Origin of the sequence: Streptomyces sp. NPDC046925 (assembly GCF_040644915.1) — a bacterium.
In the GTDB taxonomy this organism is placed as follows: domain Bacteria; phylum Actinomycetota; class Actinomycetes; order Streptomycetales; family Streptomycetaceae; genus Streptomyces.
Genome location: NZ_JBEYWZ010000001.1, coordinates 819,960 through 842,026, shown reverse-complemented (window position 1 = coordinate 842,026; position 22,067 = coordinate 819,960). Strand labels below are relative to the sequence as shown.

Below are 22,067 nucleotides of genomic sequence, written 5' to 3'. Positions count from 1 at the left end.
GTCGGAGAGACGGGGGACTCGCATGCAGATCAGGCTGCTCGGCCCGATTCAGCTGATCGAGGAGAATGTTCCCATCGTGCTGCCCGGGGAGAAACTCAGAACAATCATGGCGGCGCTGGCTCTCACGCCCGGCACTCCCGTACTCGCCGTCGACCTCCTCGACGAGCTCTGGGGCGACAAGCTCCCGAAGACCGCGGGGAACTCCCTGCAATCGCATGTCGCACGCCTTCGCCGCATCCTCGCCCAGCAGACCGGAAAGCCGAGCACCCGGGCTCTCGTGCGCACGTCGCATTCCGGGTACGTGCTGAACGTGGACCCGGCGGACGTCGACGCCCTCTGGTTCACCCGGGCCGTGGACCTGGCGAGCCGGCACATGGGCGTCGACCACGAACTGGCCGTCAAGCTGCTCGGCGACGCGTTTGCCGTCTGGCGCGGCCCCGCCCTGCTCGATGCCGGGGACGGCATGATCTGCCGTATCGCCTATGCGCGTCTCGAGGAAACCAGGCTCATCGGACGGGAGTTGTTCATCGAGGCGCATCTGCGCCTGGGCAGGCATCAGCAAGTCGTTCCCGAACTCGAACAGCTCCTCACTCAGCATCCCTTGCGCGAGCGTTTCTGCGAGCAATTGATGACCGCTCTGTACCGCTCGGGCCGGCAGGCGGACGCCATCAGCGCCTATCGCAGGGTGCAGCACAATCTCGCCACGGAACTGGGGATCGATCCGGGTCCCGGAATGCAGCGGAAGTTCCGGGAGGTACTGCAGCAGGAGGAGAATCTCCTGCGCGGTTCATCGGGCGGAGGAGCCGCCACCGCGGCCCCGAACACGGCAGCCCCGAAAACTCCGGTGCCGGACGCCTTGACGTCAAATGGATTTGGTCACCCGCAGGATATGCCACACAGCGCGTAGGCTGGCCGAACCCTCGAAGGCGAGATACTCGGGCAGCACCAGCTGCGGACCCCACTTCTCCTTGTACGCGAGCTGACCGGCGGCCGGATAGACGGATTCCCCCTTCTCCGCGAGGAACCGCAGGAGCTTTCCCGTCAGGGCACTTCTCGACGCCAGTTCATGGGAAGCGTCCAGGCCGGTGAACGGGGTGAATCCAAAGTGCAGCCACTCGGCCCGCTCCCGCGAAAAGGCCTGTATGGCAGAGGCGTTGACGGCCTCCATCACGCCGGGCCCGGCGTCCGGCACGCGCCTGCTGAGATCGTGCAGCCAGCCGGAGCGCGATCCGTACGCGGGAGAGTAGGAGATGTAGGCCACCGGCCGGCCGTGGAGCGTGCCCAGGAACAGGCGCCGATGCCGTTGGACGGGGCCGCCGACCTCTCCGACCAGGAACTCGATCTCCTTGACGTGCCTGCCCTTCGCGCGCAGCCAGGCCGCGTCGATCCCCTCGACGCCCGCCCGGTGATCGGCGAACGCGACCTCCCGGACGTCGAGTCCACTGCGTGTGGCCCGGGAGATCTTGTTGCGCAGCTTCATGAACCGTGAGCCGCGCAGGGTGAATTCGGGGAGGTGGACCGAGTAGGAGGAGCCCACCTGGTTGAGCACGAATCCCGCCGCCTCGTACAACTCGGCGTCGGCCCGCTGCAACTGGATTCCGGCGATCGTGCGCCTCCGGTCGCGCGCGTACTGCCGGAATTCGCGCAGAACCGCCTCCTGGCGGTTCGCGGGCCCGAAGACACCGCCGAACTGGATGAGGAAGCGGCCCGCTTCCCGGTAGGCGACCAGCTCACCGCCGCCTCCCAGAAACAGTTTGTTCCCGGCATTGAGGGCCAGAAAGGCACTGGGGTTTTCCGCGTACCTCTGCACGGCGGTCAGTGCGGCCTCCGCGTTCTTGTGCGACGTTTCCGGCACCCGGCTCATGCTGCGCACGCTCGCTCCCGTCGGCTGACCACAGTTTCGTGCAATGTGCCCCGAGCCCGCCGCATTCGGCTGAAGACGACATGTCAGTCGATTTTCAGTGGGCTTTCAGTCGGCGCTGTAACGATCGCCGACGTGAACCGCACCGGCCGTCCGGGTCCGGTCGCACTCTGAAGGAGTGAGCGTGGGAAGTACGCATGTGACCCGAGCGAATGCACGACGCCGGTTCCAGGACGGCACGCATCCGGATTCCCCGCGCCTACGTTCCTATCAGTCCTACGTCAACGCGCGACGGATACCCGGCGACGACTGGGTCTACGTCATCGACGCGGATTCCCTCCTTGACGACGTATTCGCGAACCTCACCCTGAAACGGAAACTGGAACAGGGCCGCACGCCGCCGGACGACCTGCCGGCGTGCGTCGTGGGCCGGGTCGTCAAGGCCGACCGCGCCACGGTCGAGCGGGCCGTCGAAGCCGCGGCCGCAGCGGCGCCCCTCTGGGGCGCCGTCCACCCGCGCACCCGCATCGACACCGTGGGGCGGCTCCTGCACGCGCGCCTCGCCGAACACGCCGAGGACATAGCCGCCATCCTCGTCGAGGAGGGCCACCCGCTGGCCCTGGCCCGCTGGCAGGTGTCCGGCATGCTGGAGTGCTTCGGCCCGGAGTCGATCAGCTTCTACCGCTCCCAGATGCTCCAGGAGTTCCACCGCGACGAGCGCCGCCTCCAGGTGCGCAGGCAGCCCGACGGCGTGGTCTGCCTCAACCCCCCGCAGAACGCGCCCCTCTCCAGCGCCCTTCTCGGCGTGACGGCCCTCATGGGCGGCAACGCCCTGGTGGTGCGGGCCCCGCGCAGCGCGCCGCTCGGCGTCATGTACGTCATGCAGGAGATCGTGGCGCCCGTCCTGGACCAGGTGGGCGCTCCGCCCGGCACCCTGAACGTCGTCTGCGGCGACCCCGCGCCGATACTGAACTGCTGGCTCGGGCATCCCGCGGTGGACGACATCATCTACTTCGGCGGCAGCGACAACGGCCGCAAGTTCGAGGCGCGCTGCATCGCCGCGGGCAAGAAACCGATCCTGGAACTCGCGGGGAACGACGTCGTCGTCGTGTGGAAGGACGCCGACATCGCCCTGGCGGCCGAAGCCCTCACGGAGAGCTTCTACGGCTCCGGGCAGCTGTGCATGATCCCCAACCAGGTGCTCGTGCACCCCGAAGCGGCGGACGCGCTGGTGGAGTCCCTGGTCCAGCAGATCGGCCACATCCGTCCGGGCCGCCCGTGGGAACCCGACGTGCTCCTGACGCCCGTACTGCGCAACGAGAAGTTCTTCGGCTGCCTCAAAGACGCCCGCGCCAAAGGCGCCGACGTGGTCTGCGGCGGACACGCCATGCGGCTCGACGAGACCCGCGACCCGAGCGGCATCTTCCTCGAACCGACCGTGATCAAGGTGCGCGGCGTCGAAGAGGCGCGCGAGCTGGAGGCCGTACGGCACGAGACGTTCTTCCCGCTGCTGCCCCTGATCGTCGCCGAACCCGGTACGGACGCCGCGCTGACGGCCCAGTTCATCGGGTTCGTGAATTCGAACCACTACGGCCTGCGCAACTCCCTGTGGGCCAAGGACCCGGAGGTCATCGACGCGTTCGTGGCCCGCGTCCGCACCGGCGGCCTGTTCAAGGTGAACGACTCGCACATCGGGTTCCTGCCCTATCTGCCCACGCACGGCGGGACCGGGCTCACCGGCGGCGTCTTCGGCGAGGCCAACTACCCCATCCTGCGGACCTCGCACCTCCAGGGCGTGAGCATCAGCCCCGGTTCGCGGCCCAGGGACGCGGTGTTCGGCGCCTGGCAGAACCTGAACGCGTACAAGGAGACGACGTCATGCGCTCGATGAACACGGCCCGGCGCACCTGCGAGGAGTTCCTGCCCGGATTGCTGGCCGAGCTGGAGAAGATCCCGCTGGCCGATCTGGAGAAGCCGGGCAGCCCGGCCGTCGGACTCTTCCGCGCGCACGGGGGCCCCGGCCTCGTCATCCCCGTGACCTACTCGGGCAGCGGCGCCACGCCCCTCCAGGCGGTGGCCGTCACCCGCGCCCTTGCCGCCGCCGCGCCGTCCCTCGCGGTGGCCACCACCATGCACCACTTCTCGGTGGCCACGCTGTTCTCGCTCGCCGACAGCCTGCAAAGCGGCGGAGTGGAGTGGGCGCTGCTCGAAGGGATCGTCGAACAGCGGCTCCTGGTGGCCTCCGGGTTCGCCGAAGGGCGCCCCGGCCGCGGCATCCTCAGCCCCACGGTCGAGGCCAGGCCGACGGAGAAGGGCTACCACGTCAGCGGCTCGAAGAAGCCGTGCAGCCTCGCGCGTTCCATGGACCTGCTCACCGCGAGCGCCGCCCTGCCCAACGCGGACGGCACGAGCGACATGGCGGTGCTCCTCGTGCCGCGCCAGGCGCAGGGCCTGACCGTGCGGCCGTTCTGGTCGAGCTGGGCGCTTGCGGGGGCCGAGAGCGACGAGGTGCGGCTCGACGACGTCTTCGTGGACGAGCAGCAGGTGATGCGCACGCAGCTCGGCGACGCGGGCGAACTGGACGAGCTCCAGACGGTCGGCCTGATCTGGTTCGAACTGCTCATCACCGCCTCCTACGTCGGCGTGGCGGGCGCCCTGGTCGAGCGTGTCCTGACCGCCGGTCGCGGCACGCGCACCGAACGGGCCGAACTGCTCGCCCGCTACGAGACCGCGACCCTCCTCACCGAGGGCACGGCCCGCATGATCATGGACGGGGCCGTGGGCAACGAAGGACTCGGGCGGGCCCTGGTCGCACGGTACGGGGCGCAGGACGCGATCCGTGACGCCGTGGGCCGGGCGGTGGAGCTGCTCGGCGGGATGGCGTTCATCGGCTCGGGCGACATCGCGTATCTCGCCGCCGCCTCGCACGCCCTGTCCTTCCATCCGCCGTCCCGCTCCAGCTTCGCCGAACCCTTCCTCGATCACGTCGACGGCCGTCCGCTGCGGCTGGCATGAGGAGCGTCATGACCACTGGTACGACCGCGCAGACCCCCGGCCGGAACGACATCGGCCGTGAACACATCGACCGCGAAAACATCGGACGGCTCTACCGCACGCGCCTGAGCAGGGGCCGCGCCACCCTCGGCGAACTGCTCGGCGGCGAGATCGAGACGGAGTCACAGGGCGCCTGGGTGACCACGGCGACCGGCCGGCGGCTGCTCAACTGCAGCGGCTACGGCGTCCTGCTCATGGGCGCCCGGCACCCCACCGTCGTACGCCATGTCGAGGAGCAGCTGCACCGCAACCCGGTGGCCACCCGCGTCCTGCTCGAACCCCTGACGGCCCTGGCCGCCGACGCCCTGGTGGCCAAAGCCCCGGCGGGACTCGACCGGGTGCACTTCGCCTGCTCGGGCGCGGAGGCCGTGGAGACCGCCATCAAGATCGCGCGCACCCGCGGCAAGGACCGGCTGATCGCGACGCGCGGCGGCTATCACGGCAAGACCATGGGCGCGCTCAGCCTCACCGGCAAGGACCTGTTCCAGGAGCCCTTCCGCCCGCTGCTCCCCGACACGGCCCATGTGCCCTACGGCGACGCCGGGGCGCTGGCCGAGCAGCTCGAGGCGGCAGCAGGGCGCGCCTGCGTGGTGATGGAGCCGGTCCAGGGCGAGGCGGGCGTGATCGTCCCGCCGGACGGCTATCTGCGGACGGTGCAGACGCTGTGCCGCGCCCACGACGCGCTCTTCGTGCTCGACGAGATCCAGACCGGACTCGGCCGCCTGGGCTCCTGGTGGGGCGCGGACGAGGAACGGCTGACCCCGGACATGCTCCTCACCGGCAAGGGCCTGGGCGGCGGCATCATGCCCGTCTCGGCGGTCATCGCGACCCCGGAGGCGTTCGGCGCCTTCGACCGGGACCCGTATCTGCACACCTCGACCTTCTCCGGCATGCCCCTGGCGATGGCCGCCGTGCGCGGCGCCCTCGAAGCCATCGCGGAGGAGGACCTGGTGACCCGGGCCCGCGACCTGGGCGCCGAACTGCTCGACGGCATCCGCCGGATCGCGAAGGAGCAGTTGGGCGCTCTCGTACGGGAGGTGCGGGGCCGGGGACTGCTCCTGGGCGTCGAGTTCGCCGAGCCGGGGGTGGCGGGTGACCTGCTCGTCGAACTGATCAGGGAGGGCGTCGTGGCGAACCACTCGCTCAATTCCCATCTGGTGCTGCGCTTCACCCCGCCCGCCGTCCTCAGCCCCTCGGAGGTGCGGTTCCTCCTTGCGGCGTTCGAACGTGCCTGCCGTGTGCAGGCAGCCCGCCATGTCCCGACCCAGGAAGGTGGCGCCGCCCATGCGCAGCGTTGACGTGACCATCGGTGTGCCCGGCATCGCCGCACAGGCGGTGTACGACCGGGTGAAGGAATTCGCCCGCTATCCCGAACTCGCCGATGTGGTCCGCTCGGTCACCGTGCACGCCATCGGCGAGACGGAGGAGACGAGTTCCTGGGAGGTGTACTTCCGCAACGGCATCCTGCGCTGGACCGAGTCCGACCGCTTCGACCGGCCCGCGCTCACCATCGCCTTCGTGCAACTCGACGGCGACTTCGAGGTGTTCCGAGGGACCTGGCAGATCGCCGACGCGGGGGACGAGGTACGGGTCGGCTTCCGCGCGGAGTTCGACTTCGGCATCCCCAGCCTCGCGGGCATCCTGGAGCCGGTCGCCGAGCGGGTCATCAAGGAGACGATCGCCCGCGTGGTGCTCGGCCTGTTCGCCTCGGGCCGGGTGGTGGGCGACGAGGCCCTGGCCCGCGCCGTCACAACCGTACCCGCCGGGCCTTCGGCACCCGTCTCCCCCGCTCAGGTCGCGTGATGGACACCAAGAACCTGTTCATGACACCGGTGACCGCGCGGCTCGTGCGGGCGGAGTACGGGCTGGGACTCGTCGTGGCCCTCGTCCTGTTCTTCGCGCACCTCGGGCAGGTGCGCTGGCAGGCCGCCCTCATCCTGTTCGTCTACATCGATCTGATCGGCTACCTTCCGGGCGCCGTTCAGTACCGCCGTCACAAGGGCCGCATCCACCAGGGCTATTACGTCGCCTACAACGTCATGCACTCCCTGGTCACCCAGGGTCTGCTGACCATCGGCTGGATCTGGCTGTGGGGCTTCGAGTGGGCGTTGCTCGCGCTGCCCATTCATCTCTTCGGCGACAGGGCGCTGTTCGGCAACTATCTCAAGCCGTTCGGTCTGCACTTCGAGCCCCGGACGCACCAGGCGTACCGCCGCTTCCGCAGCGAATTCGAGGCCGCGAGCACGGCGGGCGCCGCCGGACGCGATCCCGCGAGCCCGGGCCGGCTGCCATGGCCCTAGCCATCCGACGCGCACGTCCGGCGAGTGGCGCCGCGGGCGACACGGCGGTGGTCACCGCGATGCGTCACTTCGTCGCCGGGGTGACGGTACTCACCTGCGGGGTGGGCGACGAGGCGCAGGGCGTGACGGTCAGTACGTTCAGCACCGTGCCGGGCGACCCTCCGATGGCCTGTGTGGCGCTGCGTACCGGGAGTCGGGGGCTGCGGGCCCTGGCGAACTGCCCGGTCTTCGTCGCCAACGGCCTCGCGGCGGCGCAGGAGCCGCTGGCCAGGCACTTCGCCCGGCGCGGCAGGCCCCGTGGTCTGGCGCAGCTGCCGCCGGACGCCTGGCTCGGCGACCCGTGCGACGGCGTGCCGCGGCTGAGTGGGGCGGTGGCGTGGCTGGAGTGCAGGCCGGAGCTCACCGTGCCGCTCAGCGATCACGAGCTGGTGGTCGCCGAGGTCGTCTCGGCGTTCCACACGGGCGGCACGCCTCTGGTCACCTTCGCGTACGACCTGCGCTCCGGGCCTTCCGCTTCCGGCGCCTCCACGGAGAGGGATTCCTCATGACGACACCACCCACGCCACCGTCCACGACACCGCCCACGACCGCGCCGGCGGCCATTCCCTCCGAGGCGGACCCCGACAAGGCCCCCTCGCTCCTGGACGGCGCGGAGAGCCTGGAACTCACCCCGGCCGTCTGCGATCTGCGGTACTGGCTCAATGCCGTACCGCACGGCACCTTGCGCAGCGGCGGCATTCTCGGCCACGCGGCGCACGTACGGCCCCTGGACGTGGTCAGGGAGCCGGGGCCGCTCAACAGTGCCCTCACCCAAGAGCTCGCCTACCGCTCGGTGGCCGAGGAGAAGGCCACCCGGGCCATCGGCCATCTGACGGCGCTGGCGCCCGACAACGACTGCATGGAGTTCTACGCCACCCAGCTGATCGACGAGGCCCGCCACGCCATGGTGTTCCGCAGCCACCTGCTCGAACTCGGCGTCACGGAGCACGAGTTAGCCGACACAGTGGCCCGTCTCGCGGCCACGGACCAGGAGCAGATCCTCGTCCCCCTGGAGAACCTGGGGCTCCGGGTGCTGCGCGACGAGCGGGACTTCATCGGCGGCGTACTGGTCCTCACGGTGCTCGTCGAAGGCGTACTGGCGCCCGCCGCCGAACTCAGCGAGCGCAAGTGGCGGATCTTCGACCCGGCGGCCGCCGACATCGAGCGGGGCGCCGCCGTCGACGAGATCCGGCATCTGACGGTCGGCAGCGCCATCGTCCGCGATCACCTGCGCGCGAACCCGCACGACAAGGAACGCCTCCTGGAACTGATCCGCGAGGGGTACGCCCTGTGGGCCGAGCTGCCGACCACGGAGCAGCTGACGCACCGCGAAGAGCTCTTCCAGCAGGGCATCGAGCGGCACGGCGGCCTCCTGGGCGATCACGAGATCTGGCCCGGCCGCCGCCTGGCGGACACCACCACGCGGGAGCGCATCGACACCGGACAGGACTGGGCCGCACGCCTGCAGCGGACCCGGCTCGCCTACATGGGCCTGGAGGAAGCGATATGAGCGCCAATCTGCAGGAGCTCACCCAACTGGTGCGGCGCGAGGGCCTTTTGGACTCCCAGCCCGTCTACTACACGTTCAAGATCGCCACGAATCTGCTGCTCCTCGCCGCAGGATGGACGCTGTTCGCGCTCCTCGGCGACAGTTGGTGGCAGCTGGCCGTGGCGGCGTTCCTCGCGGTCTGCTTCGGCCAGACCGACCTCATCGGGCACGACGCCGGCCACCGCCAGATCTTCCGTACGCGACGGCCCGGCGACCTGATCGGCTACACCCACGGCAATCTGCTCACGGGCGTGAGCTTCGGCTGGTGGGTCGGCCACCACACCAAGCACCACAACTATCCCAATCATCTCTCGCTCGACCCGGACATCCTCCGCCGCCAGGTGATCTTCGACGCCAAGGACCGGTCGAAGCGCACCGGACCCGTCGGCCGGTTCATCGTGCGGCACCAGGCGTGGATGTTCTACGTGCTCATCCTGATGGAGGGTCTGCGCCTGCACATCTCCGGCTACGTGGCGGCCCGCAAGGGCGTGCTCAAGCGCCACGTGGCTCTCGACCTCGGTCTGCTGACGCTCCATCTGGCGGTTTATCTGACGGCGGTGTTCACCCTTCTCTCGCCGGGTGTCGCCGTGGCCTTCCTCGTCGTCCACCAGGGCCTGTTCGGCTTCTACATGGGAGTGATGTTCGCGCCCAACCACAAGGGGCTCCCCGTACGGGACGGGGAGGACGAGAAGCTGGACTGGCTCACGCGGCAGGTGATCACCTCCCGCAATCTGGCGCCGGGCCGCATCACGGACTTCTTCTTCGGCGGGCTCAACTACCAGATCGAGCACCACCTGTTCCCGTCCATGCCCCGCAGGAACCTGCGCCGCGCCCAGCCGCTGGTCAAGGAGTACCTGGTGCGGGGCGGCCTCCCGTACGCCGAGGAGCGGCTGCTGCGCTCCTACCTCAGCGTGGCCGGCCATCTCGGCGAGGTCAGCCGGGAGGTCGCCGTACTGGAGCGCGCCCCGGCGGTCCGGGGGACCCGGTGAGCGCCGCCGCCGCGGTGCTGTGCGGCCTGGGCACCTGGCTTCCGCCGCACGCGGTCACCAATGACGACCTGGCGCGGGAACTCGACACTTCCGACGAGTGGATCCGCAGCCGTACGGGCATCGGGACGCGCTTCATAGCCGCCCCGTCCACGGCCACGTCGGACCTGGCGGTGGAGGCGGGCAGGCGTGCGCTGAAGTCGGCGGAGAGCGATTCCGTGGACGCCGTCGTGCTTGCCACCACCACGCCGGACCATCCCTGCCCGGCCACCGCGCCCCTGGTGGCGGCCCAGCTCGGCCTCGGGACCGTGGCCGCCTTCGACGTGGGCGCGGTCTGCACCGGGTTCCTCTACGCGCTGGCCACCGGCGCGGGTCTTGTCGCCGCGGGCACGGCGGCCAGCGTCCTTGTCATCGGCGCGGACACCTACTCGCGCATCCTCGACCCGGCCGACCGCTCGACCCGCGCCATCTTCGGCGACGGCGCCGGTGCGGTGGTGCTGCGGTCCGGCGGCGCCGACGAGCCCGGTGCGCTCGGCACGCCCGTGCTCGGCAGCGACGGCACCGGCAGCGACCTCATCACCGTCCGCTCGGGCGGCTCGCGCGCACCGCTGCACGGGGTCGGCGCGGGGGCTGAAGGGGCTGTGGGGGCCGGGGACGCCGTGGGGCAGGCGGGGCACGCGGACCCGTACTTCCGGATGGCGGGCAAGGCGGTCTTCCGCAACGCCGTCGAGCGTATGGCCGATGCCTCGCTGACCGCGGCGCGGCGAGCCGGCTGGGAGGTGACCGACATCGACCGGCTCGTCGCGCACCAGGCGAACCTGCGCATCCTGCACGCGGTCGCGGACCGTATGCGGCTGCCGCGCCGGCGGTGTCCGGTCCACCTCGACCAGGTCGGCAACACCGCGGCGGCCTCCATCCCGCTGGCCCTCGCGCACGCGGCGGCGACGGGCCACCTCGCACCGGGACACCGCACCCTGCTCACGGCATTCGGCGGCGGTCTCACCTGGGGCGCCTGCGCCCTCCGCTGGCCCGCACTCACCCCCATGTGACCCCAACCACCGCTCTTCCAAGCTCATTTGGCCACCCGTACTCACTTACTGAGGAGCACGACATGAGCAGCACGTACGACCGTCTCGTAGGCCTGCTGACCAAGGGGTTCGGCGTCGAGGCCGACGAGGTCGCACCGGAGAACACCTTCGAGGACCTGGAACTGGACTCACTGGCGCTCGTGGAGCTGACCCTGGCGGCACAGGAGGAGTTCGGCATCACCCTCACCGACGACGACCTGCATGCCAAGAACACCATGACCGAGGCGGCCGGGGTGCTCGACGCCAAGCAGGTGACCGTCAAATGACGGCGGCCGATGGCCGGTTCGACGCGGCGGTCACCGGCATCGGCATGGTGACCCCCGCGGGCCTCGGCACCGCCGCGTCCTGGGACCGCATCAGAGCCGCGGACGGCACCGCCGCGCAGCGGGTGCCCGCGCTCTTTGGCATCCCCGCCGACATCGGCTGCCGGGTTCCCGGCTTCGACCCGGTGGCGGCGGTCGGCAAACGCAAGGCCTGGCGCCTGGACCGCAGCAGCCAGTTCGCCGTCGCGGCGGCGGCCGAAGCGCTCGCGGACGCGGGCCTCGACCCGGCGACCTGGGACGGCGCACGGGTGGGAGTGGTCCTCGGCAGCGGCATCGGCGGGGCTTCGACCTGGGAGAAGCAGCACCACGTCCTGCTCGAACAGGGCTCGGAGAAGGTGTCGGCCCTGCTGATCCCCATGCTCGCGGTCAACATGTCGGCCGGTTACGTCGCCATGGAGTTCGGAGCCCGCGGGCCCAACTTCGTCACGGCCACGGCCTGCGCGTCGGGCAGCACGGCCGTGGGCGCGGCACGTGAACTGCTGCGGGGCGGACACTGCGACGTCGTCATCACGGGCGGCACCGAAGCCTGTCTCATCCCCTCGATCATCTCCGGCTTCCAGCAGATGGGGGCGCTCTCGGGGCGCCGCGACCAACCCATTTCCGCCTCACGGCCGTTCGACGTCGACCGCGACGGGTTCGTGCCCGCAGAGGGCGCCGCCGTCCTGATCTTGGAACGCCCGCAGAGCGCACGGGCCCGCGGAGCACAGGTGCGGGCCCACATCAGCGGATACGGGGCTTCGGCCGACGCCCACAACGCCACCGCGCCGGAACCCTCGGGCGCCGGGGCGGAGTTGGCACTGCGGGCGGCACTCAAGGACGCGGGCGTCGATGCCCGAGCGGTGGACCACGTCAACGCGCACGGCACCTCGACTCCCCTCAACGACCTGACGGAAGCCCGCCTGATCCGCCGGGTGCTCGGCGGTCGGCCCGCCGTGACCTCGGTGAAGGGCGTGACGGGTCACTCCCTCGGAGCCTCGGGAGCCATCGAAGTGGCCGTCGCGGCCCTCACGGTGGAGCAGGGGATCATCCCGCCGACCGCCAATCTGGACAGCCAGGATCCGGAGATCGACCTGGATGTCGTCGCCAAGGAGGCTCGTCCCGCCGACGTGGAGGTCGCCGTCAGCCACTCCTTCGGGTTCGGCGGCCAGAACGCCGTGGTGCTGCTGACCCGCCCCTGAGTCGTGACGACAGCTGATGGTGCCGGAACCCGGGGTGGGTCCGGCACCATCCGCTGCCGTGCACTTCTCTCTACTGTCAGTGCCTTTGCTGTCCGCGCCTCTACTGTCCGCGCCTCAGTCCGTGCCTCTGTCCGTTCCTTGGCCCGGACTGCCCCTCGGCGATCGCCCGGTGGACTTCGTTCTGCCGCGCCTGGAGTTCACGACGCTCGGCGTCGAGCGCCTCGGCCTGCGCCTCGTCCGCTGCCATGAGCTTGAGCAGGTCACGGTCGGCCATGTCGAGGACGCCCATGTCGGCGTACGCCTGCTGGACCCGGGGCCCCCACAGTCCGATGTCCTTGACGCAGGGCACGATCCGCGTGAAGAGCCGCGACCGGAAGGCCCGCATACGAGGCCCCCGGTTCATGTACTCCATGCACTCCTTCATGTCGAAGCCGAGCGTCTCCCACACTTCCTGCATGCGCAGCCGGTCACGCATCAGATAGCAGCCCTCGACGATGAAGTCCTCGCGCTCCGCGATCTCCTGGCGGGTCAGCTCCTTGTAGTAGTCCCGCAGCGCGAGCCGCCCGAAAGCCACGTGCCGCGCCTCGTCCTGCATGATGTAGGAGAGGATCTGTTTGGGCAGCGGCTTGTCCGTCCGGTCGCGCAGGATGCCGAACGCCGCGAGTGCAAGACCCTCGATGAGCACCTGCATCCCCAGATACGGCATGTCCCAGCGGGAGTCGTTCAGGGCCTCCCCCAGCAGTGACTTCAGATGCGGGCTGATCGGATAGCTCATGCCGATCTTGTCGTGCACGAAGCGCGTGAACAGCTCCGCGTGCCGCGCCTCGTCCATGACCTGGGTCGCCGCGTAGAACTTGGAGTCGATGTCCGGCACCGACTCGACGATCCGGGCGGAGCAGATCATCGCACCCTGCTCCCCGTGCAGGAACTGGCTGAACTCCCAGGCGGCCATGTGCCGTCGCAACTCCTGCCGCTCCCGCCCGTTCAACCGGGAGTACTGCCGGGACCCGTACAGGGCGAGGGTGTTCTCCGGCGTGCCGAGGACGTCGTACGGATCCACCTCCAGGGACCAGTCGATCCGCTTCGTGCTGTCCCACTGCTTGTCCTTGCCCTTTTGGTAGAGGCTCAGCAATCGCTCCCGATCCGTGTCGTACTCCCAGGTGAACGTGTTCCGTCCCCGCATCGGGAACGACCAGGCGGCGCCGGTGTCCGTCTGCTGGTGGTCGCCGGTTGCGCTCATGAGCACTCCCCTTTACGCGGGACGAATGGTGGTCGGGCCGGATGCGTCGGTCGGGGACAGCACCGGCAGCACTGCCGGAAGGACGTCCAGTACGTAGCGGGTGCGTCCGCGCTGGACCTCGCCGTCCCGCTCGAAGGTCAGGGGGGCGCCGTCGGTGCGCTCGATCTCGATGCGGCGACCGCGCCGGTAGAGCACCTCGGGCCGTACGAGATGGCGGCCGTCGCGGGTGAGCGCGGGGAGCTCCCGGGGGTCGAGGTCGCCGGTCACCACACAGACGTCGAGCAGACCGTCGTCCAGGACCGAGCGGGGCAGCAGGAGGAAGCCGCCGCCCCGGTAGCGGCCCCCGCCGACGTTGGCGAGGATCACGCTTCCGTCGTGGATCACCTCACCGTCGACGACGACCCTGGCCGGGTGCGGTGCGAAGTCGCGCAGGGTGGCGGCCACGGCCTCCTGGTAGCGGGCACGGCCGGTGAGCCGGGTGAGGCCCGCCGCCGTATCCAGCGCCTCGGCGACGAGACCGGAGCAGGCGCCCAGCAGAACCGTGTCCCGCGTCTGTTCGACGCGCGCCATGTCCACCTGCCGGATGCGCGGTCGCGCCCCGCCGAGAGCGGTGCCGAGCGACGTGCGCCAGGGGCGGTCCTGCCAGATCTCCTTGTAGAAGGAGTTGCCCGTGCCTGCCGGGACGCAGAGGAGGGCCGGGCCGACAATGCGCGGGTCGGCCGCGACGGCCGCCACGATGCCGCCCGCCACCTCGCTCGCGGTGCCGTCGCCGCCGACGGCGAGCACGGCGTCCGCGCCGTCCCGCGCTGCCTTCACGGCGAGCATCCGGGCGTGCCCCCGATAGGCGGTCCGGACCACGCTCACCTCTGCGACGAGCCCCCGGCACGCCTCGGCGACGTCCGAGACCGGAATCGAGGCAGCGCCCCCTGCCCGGCCGTTCGCCACGATCACTGCGGTGCGCGCCCAGTGGCGCATGCCGTGCTCCCTTCGCCGGGAGTGTGCTGCCGTGGTGGGCGGAGAGAGCAGGATTTGAACCTGCGCGGAGCGTGAACCCCTGACCGGAGACGGGCCCCGGCCCCCATTGGGCCGCTATGGGTATCTCTCCTCGCCGGCCCGCACGGTCCGCGACCGACGTGAAGACGATGGCACCCCCGGCTTGCAGCCCACTGACACGACCGTCTCAGGCCGACCACCGCCGCTGCCGCGAAGTGTGTCCAGAAATGCAGAAAACCCCTGGTGAACAGGGGTTTCAGCTGATCAACTGGTGTCCGAGGGGGGACTTGAACCCCCACGCCCGATAAAGGGCACTAGCACCTCAAGCTAGCGCGTCTGCCATTCCGCCACCCGGACTAGGTGTCTGCCGTTCGCGGGGTGTTCCCCGCGGCGACATGGACAACAATACCAAGCTTTCGGAGTGCCTTTCACCTGCGTATCCGCACGTCGCCGGACCAGCACCCGGCGGCCCGCACAGAGGCCCCCGAAGACTGACCGCGAGTGACGGAACGACTACCGAGGGCCGTGTTTCCCGTGCTGGTGCCGGGGCATGCGGTGCGGTCGCCGCGTGGGAGCGACCGCACCGCACGGCGGGCTCACGCCATCAGGTGGTAGCTCGGGAAGTTGCCCGGCGGCCGTTCCGTCGCGGGGCCGTGCGTGACCGCCCGCACCAGCAGCTCACCCCCGACGAACGCGCCGCGCCAGGACGCGCCGAACCCGCCGAACAGCTCCTCCCTGTCCCCGCGCGAGCGAGGCTTCCCGTGGCCCGTCTTGAAGGCGCGGATCTGCGGCGCAAGACGTTCGTACGTCTCGCTGTCGTCGGTGGAGAGCGTGGCGACCAGCGCTCCGTTAGACGCGTTCATCGCAGCGAGCAGCTCCGCCTCCGTGTCGACCAGGACGATGGTGTCGACCGGGCCGAACGGCTCCGCGTGGTGCAGCGGAGAGGAAGGGGGCGGACCCAGGAGCGTGACGGGGTGGACGTACGCGTCCGTGTCCTGGCCCGGCAGGAAGCGGCCGGCCGACGGGGCGCCGCGGTACAGCGGCACGGCACCGCGGTCGATCGCCTCCGTCACCTGGTCGCCCAGCTCCTTGGCCTTGGCCGCGTTGATCAGCGGGCCGAAGTCCAGTTGCGGGAACGGATCCTCGGCGTGCTCCACCGCCAGGGGGTGGCCGACGCGGACGGTGCGCACGGCCGGGAGGTAGGCGGCGAGGAACTCGTCGAAGAGTCCGCGCTGGACGACGAATCGCGGATAGGCGGTGCAGCGCTGTTTGCCGTAGTCGAAGAGCTTGGGGATGACGGCGCCGAGCGCGTCCCAGTCGCTGTAGTTCCAGATGCCCCAGGTGTTGAGTCCTTCCTGTTCGAGGATGTGCCGCTTGCCGAGGTCGGCGACGGCCGTGGCGACGGCGGCGCCGGTGTCACGTCCGCCGACGAAGGAGACGCAGCCGATCTCGGGTGCCCGGACCAGCGCTTCGGACAGTTCGCCCCCGCTGCCGCTGACGAGGGTGACGGGAATCCCTTCGCGTGCGGCCAGGGCGCACGCGAGGGTCAGGCAGGCGACGCCGCCATCGGTCGGGGTCTTGGCGATGACCGCGTTTCCTGCGAGTGCCTGTACCAACACTGCGTGAACGAGCACACTCATCGGGTAGTTCCAGCTCGCGATGTTGGATACCGGTCCGTCCAGCGGGGTCCGGCCTTCGACCATCGGCTCGATGCCGTCGACGTACCAGCGCACGCCGTCGATGGCCCGGTCGACGTCGGCTCGGGCAAGCCGCCAGGGTTTGCCGATCTCCCAGACGAGGAGGAGTGCGAGCAGGTCGCGGTGTTCGGTGAGGGCGTCGAGGGTGGCGGCGACGCGGGCGCGCCGTTCGTCGAGCGGGATGTGCCGCCAGGCGCGGTGCTGGTCGAGCGAGGCCCGTACGGCTTGGTGGGCGGTGGCGGCGTCGAGGCGCGGCGGGCCCGCGATGGGGCTGCCGTCGACGGGGGACGTGGCGGGCAGGACCCGGCCGTCCGCCTGCCAGGTTCCGTTCCAGAGGTTCAGGACGTGGTCGTCGGGGAAGGCCTCGGGCGCGACGGCGAGGCAGCGTCGCCAGGCGTCGCTCCAGGCCGTACCGGCTTTGAGGACGAGGGGGTTGGTGAGGGTGGGTGCCATTCGTATGTCTCCGCTCACGGTGCACAAGTCGGGGCGGGAGGTGCATGGCTCGCGCGGGCGCCGCTCAGTTCGCGGCCCGCGTGGATGTGCTGGAGGACGGTAGTGCAGTCAGGCCGTGCCACCTATGAGTGACATCACGCCCCGAGCTGGTTGAGGACGAGTTGTGCTGTTTCCGTCGGCGTGGCGCCGACCCGTACCCCGGCGGCTTCCAGTGCCTCCTGTTTGGCGCGCGCGGTGCCGGAGGAGCCGGAGACGATGGCTCCCGCGTGTCCCATGGTCTTGCCCTCGGGCGCGGTGAAGCCGGCGATGTAGGCGACGACCGGTTTGGTGACGGCCCGTTGGATGTAGGCGGCGGCACGCTCTTCCGCGTCGCCGCCTATTTCGCCGATGAGGACGATCAGTTCGGTGTCGGGGTCGTCCTCGAAGGCGGCGAGGCAGTCGATGTGTGTGGTGCCGATGACGGGGTCGCCGCCGATTCCGACGCAGGTGGAGAAGCCGATGTCGCGCAGTTCGTACATGAGTTGGTAGGTGAGGGTGCCGGACTTCGAGACCAGGCCGATGCGGCCGGGTTTGGTGATGTCGGCGGGGATGATGCCCGCGTTGGCCTGCCCGGGCGTGATGAGTCCCGGGCAGTTGGGTCCGATGACGCGGGTGCCGCGCTCCTTGGCGTACGCGTGGAAGGCGACGGCGTCGTGCACGGGGATGCCTTCCGTGATGACCACGGCGAGGCCGATTCCGGCGTCGGCGGCCTCGGTGACCGCCGCCTTGGAGAAGGCGGGCGGCACGAAGACCACGGTGACGTCGGCGCCCGTGGCCTCGATGCCCTCGCGGACTGAGCCGAAGACGGGCACGGCGCGGTCGTCGAAGTCGGCGGTGCGTCCTGCCTTGCGGGGGTTGACGCCGCCGACGATGTCCGTGCCGGCCGCGAGCATGCGGCGGGTGTGCTTCATGCCCTCCGCTCCGGTCATGCCCTGGACGAGGACCTTGCTCTCTTTGGTGAGGTAGATCGCCATGTCCCGGCTCCTTAGGCAGCGTTGGTGTGTCCTGCGAGTTCGGCGGCGCGGCGTGCGGCGCCGTCCATGGTGGTGGCCTGCTGGACGAGGGGGTGGGAGAGGGCGTCGAGGATGGCGCGGCCGCGTACGGCGTTGTTGCCGTCGAGGCGGACGACGAGCGGCTTGGTCAGCCGGACGGATTCCAGGGCCTGGACGATGCCGTCGGCGACGGCGTCGCATGCGGTGATGCCGCCGAAGACGTTGACGAAGACGGACTTGACGGCGGGGTCGGAGAGGATGACGGAGAGTCCGTCGGCCATGATCCGGGCGGAGGCGCCGCCTCCGATGTCGAGGAAGTTCGCGGGGCGGGCTCCGCAGCCCGCGACCACGTCGAGGGTGGACATGACGAGGCCCGCGCCGTTGCCGATGATGCCGACCTCGCCGTCGAGCTTCACGTAGTTGAGGCCTTTGGAAGCGGCTGCGGACTCCAACGGGTCGTCGTGCGCCGTGTCGTCGGCGCCCCAGCGTGCCTGCCGGAAGCGGGCGTTGTCGTCCAGGGTGACCTTGCCGTCGAGGGCAAGGATCTCTCCCAGGTCGGTGCGGACGAGGGGGTTCACCTCGACGAGGAGTGCGTCCTCACGGATCAGTACCTGCCACAGCTTGACCAGGACGTCGGCCGTGGCTTCGGGAAGTCCCGCGGCGGCGGCGATCTCGGCCGCCTTCGCCCGGTCCACTCCGGCCGCGGGGTCGATCTCCACGCGCGCGACGGCCTCCGGCCTGCCGGCCGCCACCTCCTCTATCTCCATGCCGCCTTCGGCGGAGGCGATGGCGAGGAAGCGTCCTGCCGCGCGGTCCAGTACGTACGAGACGTAGAACTCGCTTTCGATCGCAACGGGTTGGGCCACCATCACCTTGTGCACGGTGTGGCCCTTGATGTCCATGCCGAGGATCTGGCGTGCCGTGATCTCGGCCGCAGCGGGGTCCGCGGCGACTTTCACGCCGCCCGCCTTGCCTCGCCCGCCGGTCTTCACCTGCGCCTTGACGACGACGCGGCCGCCCAGGCGTTCGGCGCCCGCGCGTGCCTCCTTCGCCGTGCCGGCGACTTCTGCTTGCGGCACCAAGATGCCGTGTTCCTCGAAGAGTTCCCTTGCCTGGTGCTCGAACAGGTCCATTCCGGCTCCTGACGCCGTGTCGTTGCGGGGAGCGAACCCCGCGCCTCCGAAAAGTGCCGCACGCCCCCTGGACACCACTGACCGGATGCGGGATAACAAGCTTCATACAGTATTCGTCGACTGTATGCAATCTACCGCGAGAGCACCTACGAGCAGCGTGTGAGCGCTCCAACTCCCCTACGAAGGGACAGGACTTCGCCATGCCCGACGGCAGCAGCGACACGACCCAAACCCACATCTCCGGTGGGCATCTGGTCGCCAAGGCACTCAAGGCAGAGGGTGTGGAAGTCATCTACACCCTGTGCGGCGGCCACATCATCGACATCTACGACGGCTGCGTCGACGAGGGGATCGATGTCGTCGACGTACGCCACGAGCAGGTCGCCGCCCACGCGGCGGACGGCTACGCGCGCCTCACCGGCAAACCGGGATGCGCCGTGGTGACCGCGGGACCGGGAACCACGGACGCCGTCACGGGCGTCGCCAACGCCTTCCGCGCGGAGTCCCCCATGCTGCTCATCGGCGGCCAGGGAGCGCACACCCAGCACAAGATGGGGTCGCTGCAGGACCTTCCGCACGTCGACATGATGACACCCATCACCAAGTTCGCCGCGACCGTGCCGGACACGGCACGCGCCGCGGACATGGTGTCGATGGCCTTCCGCGAGTGCTTCCACGGCGCTCCCGGGCCGTCCTTCCTGGAGATCCCACGCGATGTGCTCGACGCCAAGGTGCCGGTGGACAAGGCCCGGGTGCCGCAGGCCGGGCAGTATCGCGCCTCCACCCGCTCGGCCGGCGACCCCGAGGCGATCGAGAAACTCGCCGACCTGCTCGTGCACGCCGAGAAGCCCGCGATCCTGCTCGGCAGCCAGGTGTGGACGACGCGGGGCACCGCCTCCGCCATCGAACTCGTGCGGACCCTGAACGTGCCCGCCTACATGAACGGCGCGGGCCGCGGCACCCTGCCGCCCGGCGACCCGCACCACTTCCAGCTCTCGCGGCGGTACGCCTTCTCCAACGCCGACCTCATCGTCATCGTGGGCACGCCCTTCGACTTCCGTATGGGCTACGGGAAGCGGCTCTCCCCGGACGCCACCGTCGTACAGATCGACCTCGACTACCGCACCGTCGGCAAGAACAGGGACATCGACCTGGGCATCGTCGGTGACGCGGGGCTCATCCTGAAGTCCGTCACCGAGGCCGCGTCCGGTCGTCTCAACGGCGGCGCGTCCAAGCGCAAGGAGTGGCTCGACGAGCTCCGCGCCGCCGAGCAGACGGCGATCGAGAAGCGGCTGCCGAACCTGAAGTCCGACGCCTCGCCGATCCACCCCTACCGTCTCGTCAGCGAAATCAACGACTTCCTTACAGAAGACTCGATCTACATCGGTGACGGCGGCGACATCGTCACCTTCTCCGGCCAGGTCGTGCAGCCCAAGTCGCCCGGCCACTGGATGGACCCCGGTCCGCTCGGCACGCTCGGCGTCGGCATCCCCTTCGTGCTCGCCGCCAAGCAGGCGCGGCCCGACAAGGAGGTGGTGGCCCTCTTCGGAGACGGCGCCTTCTCGCTGACCGGCTGGGACTTCGAGACGCTCGTCCGCTACAACCTGCCCTTCGTGGGAATCGTGGGCAACAACTCCTCGATGAACCAGATCCGTTACGGCCAGAAGGCCAAGTACGGCCAGGAGCGCGAACGCGTCGGCAACACCCTCGGAGACGTCCACTACGACAAGTTCGCCCAGATGCTCGGCGGCTACGGCGAAGAGGTCCGCGACCCCGCCGACATCGGCCCCGCCCTGCTGCGGGCCCGCGAGTCGGGCAAGCCCTCGCTGATCAACGTATGGGTCGACCCGGACGCGTACGCCCCCGGAACCATGAACCAGACCATGTACAAGTGAGGAGCCCGCGCGATGACGACCAAGGCTCTTGAGGGCGTACGCGTCCTCGACATGACACACGTCCAGTCCGGGCCCTCCGCCACCCAGCTGCTCGCCTGGCTGGGCGCGGACGTGGTGAAGCTGGAGGCGCCCTCCGGAGACATCACCCGCAAACAGCTGCGTGACCTCCCGGACGTCGACTCGCTCTACTTCACGATGCTCAACTGCAACAAGCGCAGCATCACCCTCAACACCAAAACCGAGCGCGGCAAGGAGCTCCTGACCGAGCTGATCCGGCGCTCCGACGTGATGGTGGAGAACTTCGGGCCGGGCGCCGTGGACCGCATGGGCTTCACCTGGGACCGCATCCAGGAGATCAACCCGCGGATCGTCTACGCCTCCATCAAGGGCTTCGGAGAGGGCCCCTACACCAATTTCAAGGCCTACGAAGTGGTGGCACAGGCCATGGGCGGCTCCATGTCGACCACGGGCTTCGAGGACGGCCCGCCGCTCGCCACGGGCGCCCAGATCGGCGACTCCGGGACCGGCATCCACGCCGTCGCCGGGATTCTCGCCGCCCTCTTCCAGAGGGAGAACACCGGCCGCGGACAGCGCGTGAACGTGGCCATGCAGCACGCCGTGCTCAACCTGTGCCGGGTCAAGCTGCGCGACCAGCAGCGCCTGGCGCACGGGCCGCTCGCCGAGTACCCCAACGAGGACTTCGGGGACGAGGTGCCGCGCTCCGGCAACGCGAGCGGCGGCGGGCAGCCCGGCTGGGCGGTCAAGTGCGCGCCCGGCGGCCCGAACGACTACGTGTACGTCATCGTGCAGCCCGTGGGCTGGCAGCCGCTCACCGAGCTCATCGGGCGTCCCGAGCTGGCACAGGACCCCGAGTGGGCCTCTCCGGAGGCGCGCCTTCCCAAGCTCGGCAAGATGTTCCAGCTGATCGAGGAGTGGTCGTCGACGCTGCCCAAGTGGCAGGTCCTGGAGCGGCTCAACGCGCACAACATCCCGTGCGGCCCGATCCTCTCCACCAAGGAGATCATCGAGGACGCCTCGCTCGCCGCGAACGAGATGGTCGTCGAGGTCGCCCACCCCCAGCGCGGTTCCTTCACCACGGTCGGCTCCCCGCTGAAGCTGTCGGACTCCCCCGTCGACGTGGTCAGTTCACCGCTGCTCGGCGAGCACAACGCGGAGGTCTTCGTCGGTGAGCTCGGCCTCGGCGACGAGGAACTGCGCCTCCTCAAGTCGAACGGAGTGATCTGATT

20 protein-coding genes and 2 tRNA genes are annotated in these 22,067 nt (G+C 69.8%); 14 read left to right on the top strand and 8 right to left on the bottom strand.

What is annotated here, in order from left to right:
• Positions 1 to 22 precede the first annotated feature (22 nt).
• Positions 23 to 907, top strand: a complete 885-nt coding sequence (locus ABZ906_RS03545) for an AfsR/SARP family transcriptional regulator (RefSeq protein WP_361376821.1) — start codon at positions 23 to 25, stop codon at positions 905 to 907.
• Here the strand turns inward: ABZ906_RS03545 and ABZ906_RS03540 are convergent.
• Entirely contained in the window at positions 863 to 1,864 is a 1,002-nt protein-coding gene (locus ABZ906_RS03540) for a DUF2156 domain-containing protein (protein ID WP_361378049.1), read from the bottom strand. The two genes, ABZ906_RS03545 and ABZ906_RS03540, sit on opposite strands and share 45 nt — an antisense overlap.
• 196 nt (positions 1,865 to 2,060) lie before the next feature.
• Here ABZ906_RS03540 and ABZ906_RS03535 point away from each other — a divergent pair, with 196 nt between their 5' ends.
• From ABZ906_RS03535 to ABZ906_RS03485, 11 genes are all read left to right on the top strand, one after another.
• On the top strand, positions 2,061 to 3,752 hold the full coding sequence (locus tag ABZ906_RS03535) for an aldehyde dehydrogenase (protein ID WP_361378046.1): 1,692 nt from the start codon (positions 2,061 to 2,063) through the stop codon (positions 3,750 to 3,752).
• The gene (locus ABZ906_RS03530; protein WP_361376818.1) at positions 3,740 to 4,876 is read left to right on the top strand and encodes an acyl-CoA dehydrogenase family protein; all 1,137 of its coding nucleotides are present in this window, start codon (positions 3,740 to 3,742) and stop codon (positions 4,874 to 4,876) included. The genes ABZ906_RS03535 and ABZ906_RS03530 overlap by 13 nt, the downstream gene beginning before the upstream one ends.
• An 8-nt stretch (positions 4,877 to 4,884) precedes the next feature.
• Positions 4,885 to 6,213, top strand: a complete 1,329-nt coding sequence (locus ABZ906_RS03525) for an aminotransferase class III-fold pyridoxal phosphate-dependent enzyme (protein ID WP_361376815.1) — start codon at positions 4,885 to 4,887, stop codon at positions 6,211 to 6,213.
• Positions 6,200 to 6,718, top strand: coding sequence for an SRPBCC family protein (locus tag ABZ906_RS03520; RefSeq protein ID WP_361376812.1), 519 nt, complete (start codon positions 6,200 to 6,202; stop codon positions 6,716 to 6,718). The genes ABZ906_RS03525 and ABZ906_RS03520 overlap by 14 nt, the downstream gene beginning before the upstream one ends.
• Positions 6,718 to 7,215, top strand: coding sequence for a hypothetical protein (locus tag ABZ906_RS03515; protein ID WP_361376809.1), 498 nt, complete (start codon positions 6,718 to 6,720; stop codon positions 7,213 to 7,215). The genes ABZ906_RS03520 and ABZ906_RS03515 overlap by 1 nt, the downstream gene beginning before the upstream one ends.
• A complete protein-coding gene (locus ABZ906_RS03510) occupies positions 7,206 to 7,763 on the top strand; it encodes a flavin reductase family protein (RefSeq protein ID WP_361376806.1) in 558 nt (185 codons plus the stop codon). Before ABZ906_RS03515 ends, ABZ906_RS03510 begins: the two co-directional genes overlap by 10 nt.
• The gene (locus tag ABZ906_RS03505) at positions 7,760 to 8,764 is read left to right on the top strand and encodes a VlmB-like protein (protein WP_361376803.1); all 1,005 of its coding nucleotides are present in this window, start codon (positions 7,760 to 7,762) and stop codon (positions 8,762 to 8,764) included. The genes ABZ906_RS03510 and ABZ906_RS03505 overlap by 4 nt, the downstream gene beginning before the upstream one ends.
• A complete protein-coding gene (locus ABZ906_RS03500; protein ID WP_361376800.1) occupies positions 8,761 to 9,792 on the top strand; it encodes an acyl-CoA desaturase in 1,032 nt (343 codons plus the stop codon). Before ABZ906_RS03505 ends, ABZ906_RS03500 begins: the two co-directional genes overlap by 4 nt.
• Positions 9,789 to 10,838, top strand: coding sequence for a beta-ketoacyl-ACP synthase III (locus ABZ906_RS03495; RefSeq protein WP_361376797.1), 1,050 nt, complete (start codon positions 9,789 to 9,791; stop codon positions 10,836 to 10,838). The genes ABZ906_RS03500 and ABZ906_RS03495 overlap by 4 nt, the downstream gene beginning before the upstream one ends.
• Positions 10,839 to 10,900: 62 nt before the next feature.
• The gene (locus ABZ906_RS03490; protein WP_361376794.1) at positions 10,901 to 11,143 is read left to right on the top strand and encodes a phosphopantetheine-binding protein; all 243 of its coding nucleotides are present in this window, start codon (positions 10,901 to 10,903) and stop codon (positions 11,141 to 11,143) included.
• A complete protein-coding gene (locus ABZ906_RS03485; protein ID WP_361376791.1) occupies positions 11,140 to 12,378 on the top strand; it encodes a beta-ketoacyl-[acyl-carrier-protein] synthase family protein in 1,239 nt (412 codons plus the stop codon). Before ABZ906_RS03490 ends, ABZ906_RS03485 begins: the two co-directional genes overlap by 4 nt.
• A 100-nt stretch (positions 12,379 to 12,478) precedes the next feature.
• Here the strand turns inward: ABZ906_RS03485 and ABZ906_RS03480 are convergent, their stop codons facing one another.
• The 7 genes from ABZ906_RS03480 to sucC all read right to left on the bottom strand — a co-directional run bounded on the left by ABZ906_RS03480 (position 12,479) and on the right by sucC (position 18,925).
• Positions 12,479 to 13,561 (bottom strand): ferritin-like domain-containing protein, encoded by a 1,083-nt coding sequence (locus ABZ906_RS03480; RefSeq protein ID WP_361378043.1) that lies wholly within the window; start codon positions 13,559 to 13,561, stop codon positions 12,479 to 12,481.
• A gap of 69 nt (positions 13,562 to 13,630) precedes the next feature.
• Positions 13,631 to 14,593 carry a diacylglycerol kinase family protein gene (locus ABZ906_RS03475; protein ID WP_361376788.1) on the bottom strand — a complete coding sequence of 321 codons (963 nt, stop codon included), beginning with the start codon at positions 14,591 to 14,593 and terminating at the stop codon, positions 13,631 to 13,633.
• Between the two features lie 39 nt (positions 14,594 to 14,632).
• Positions 14,633 to 14,723, bottom strand: a tRNA-OTHER gene (locus tag ABZ906_RS03470).
• A 157-nt stretch (positions 14,724 to 14,880) separates the two neighbouring features.
• Positions 14,881 to 14,968, bottom strand: a tRNA-Leu gene (locus tag ABZ906_RS03465).
• Between the two features lie 239 nt (positions 14,969 to 15,207).
• Positions 15,208 to 16,761, bottom strand: a complete 1,554-nt coding sequence (locus ABZ906_RS03460) for an aldehyde dehydrogenase family protein (RefSeq protein ID WP_361376785.1) — start codon at positions 16,759 to 16,761, stop codon at positions 15,208 to 15,210.
• Positions 16,762 to 16,895: 134 nt separating this feature from the next.
• Positions 16,896 to 17,774, bottom strand: a complete 879-nt coding sequence (sucD, locus tag ABZ906_RS03455) for a succinate--CoA ligase subunit alpha (RefSeq protein ID WP_361376782.1) — start codon at positions 17,772 to 17,774, stop codon at positions 16,896 to 16,898.
• Positions 17,775 to 17,785: 11 nt separating this feature from the next.
• Entirely contained in the window at positions 17,786 to 18,925 is a 1,140-nt protein-coding gene (sucC, locus tag ABZ906_RS03450) for an ADP-forming succinate--CoA ligase subunit beta (RefSeq protein WP_361376779.1), read from the bottom strand.
• A gap of 200 nt (positions 18,926 to 19,125) precedes the next feature.
• On the opposite strand from sucC, the gene ABZ906_RS03445 reads away from it, so the two are divergent.
• Together ABZ906_RS03445 and frc are read left to right on the top strand one after the other, a co-directional pair.
• Positions 19,126 to 20,820, top strand: coding sequence for a thiamine pyrophosphate-binding protein (locus tag ABZ906_RS03445; protein ID WP_361185125.1), 1,695 nt, complete (start codon positions 19,126 to 19,128; stop codon positions 20,818 to 20,820).
• A 12-nt stretch (positions 20,821 to 20,832) separates the two neighbouring features.
• Positions 20,833 to 22,065 carry a formyl-CoA transferase gene (gene frc / locus ABZ906_RS03440; RefSeq protein ID WP_361376776.1) on the top strand — a complete coding sequence of 411 codons (1,233 nt, stop codon included), beginning with the start codon at positions 20,833 to 20,835 and terminating at the stop codon, positions 22,063 to 22,065.
• Positions 22,066 to 22,067: the final 2 nt, after the last annotated feature.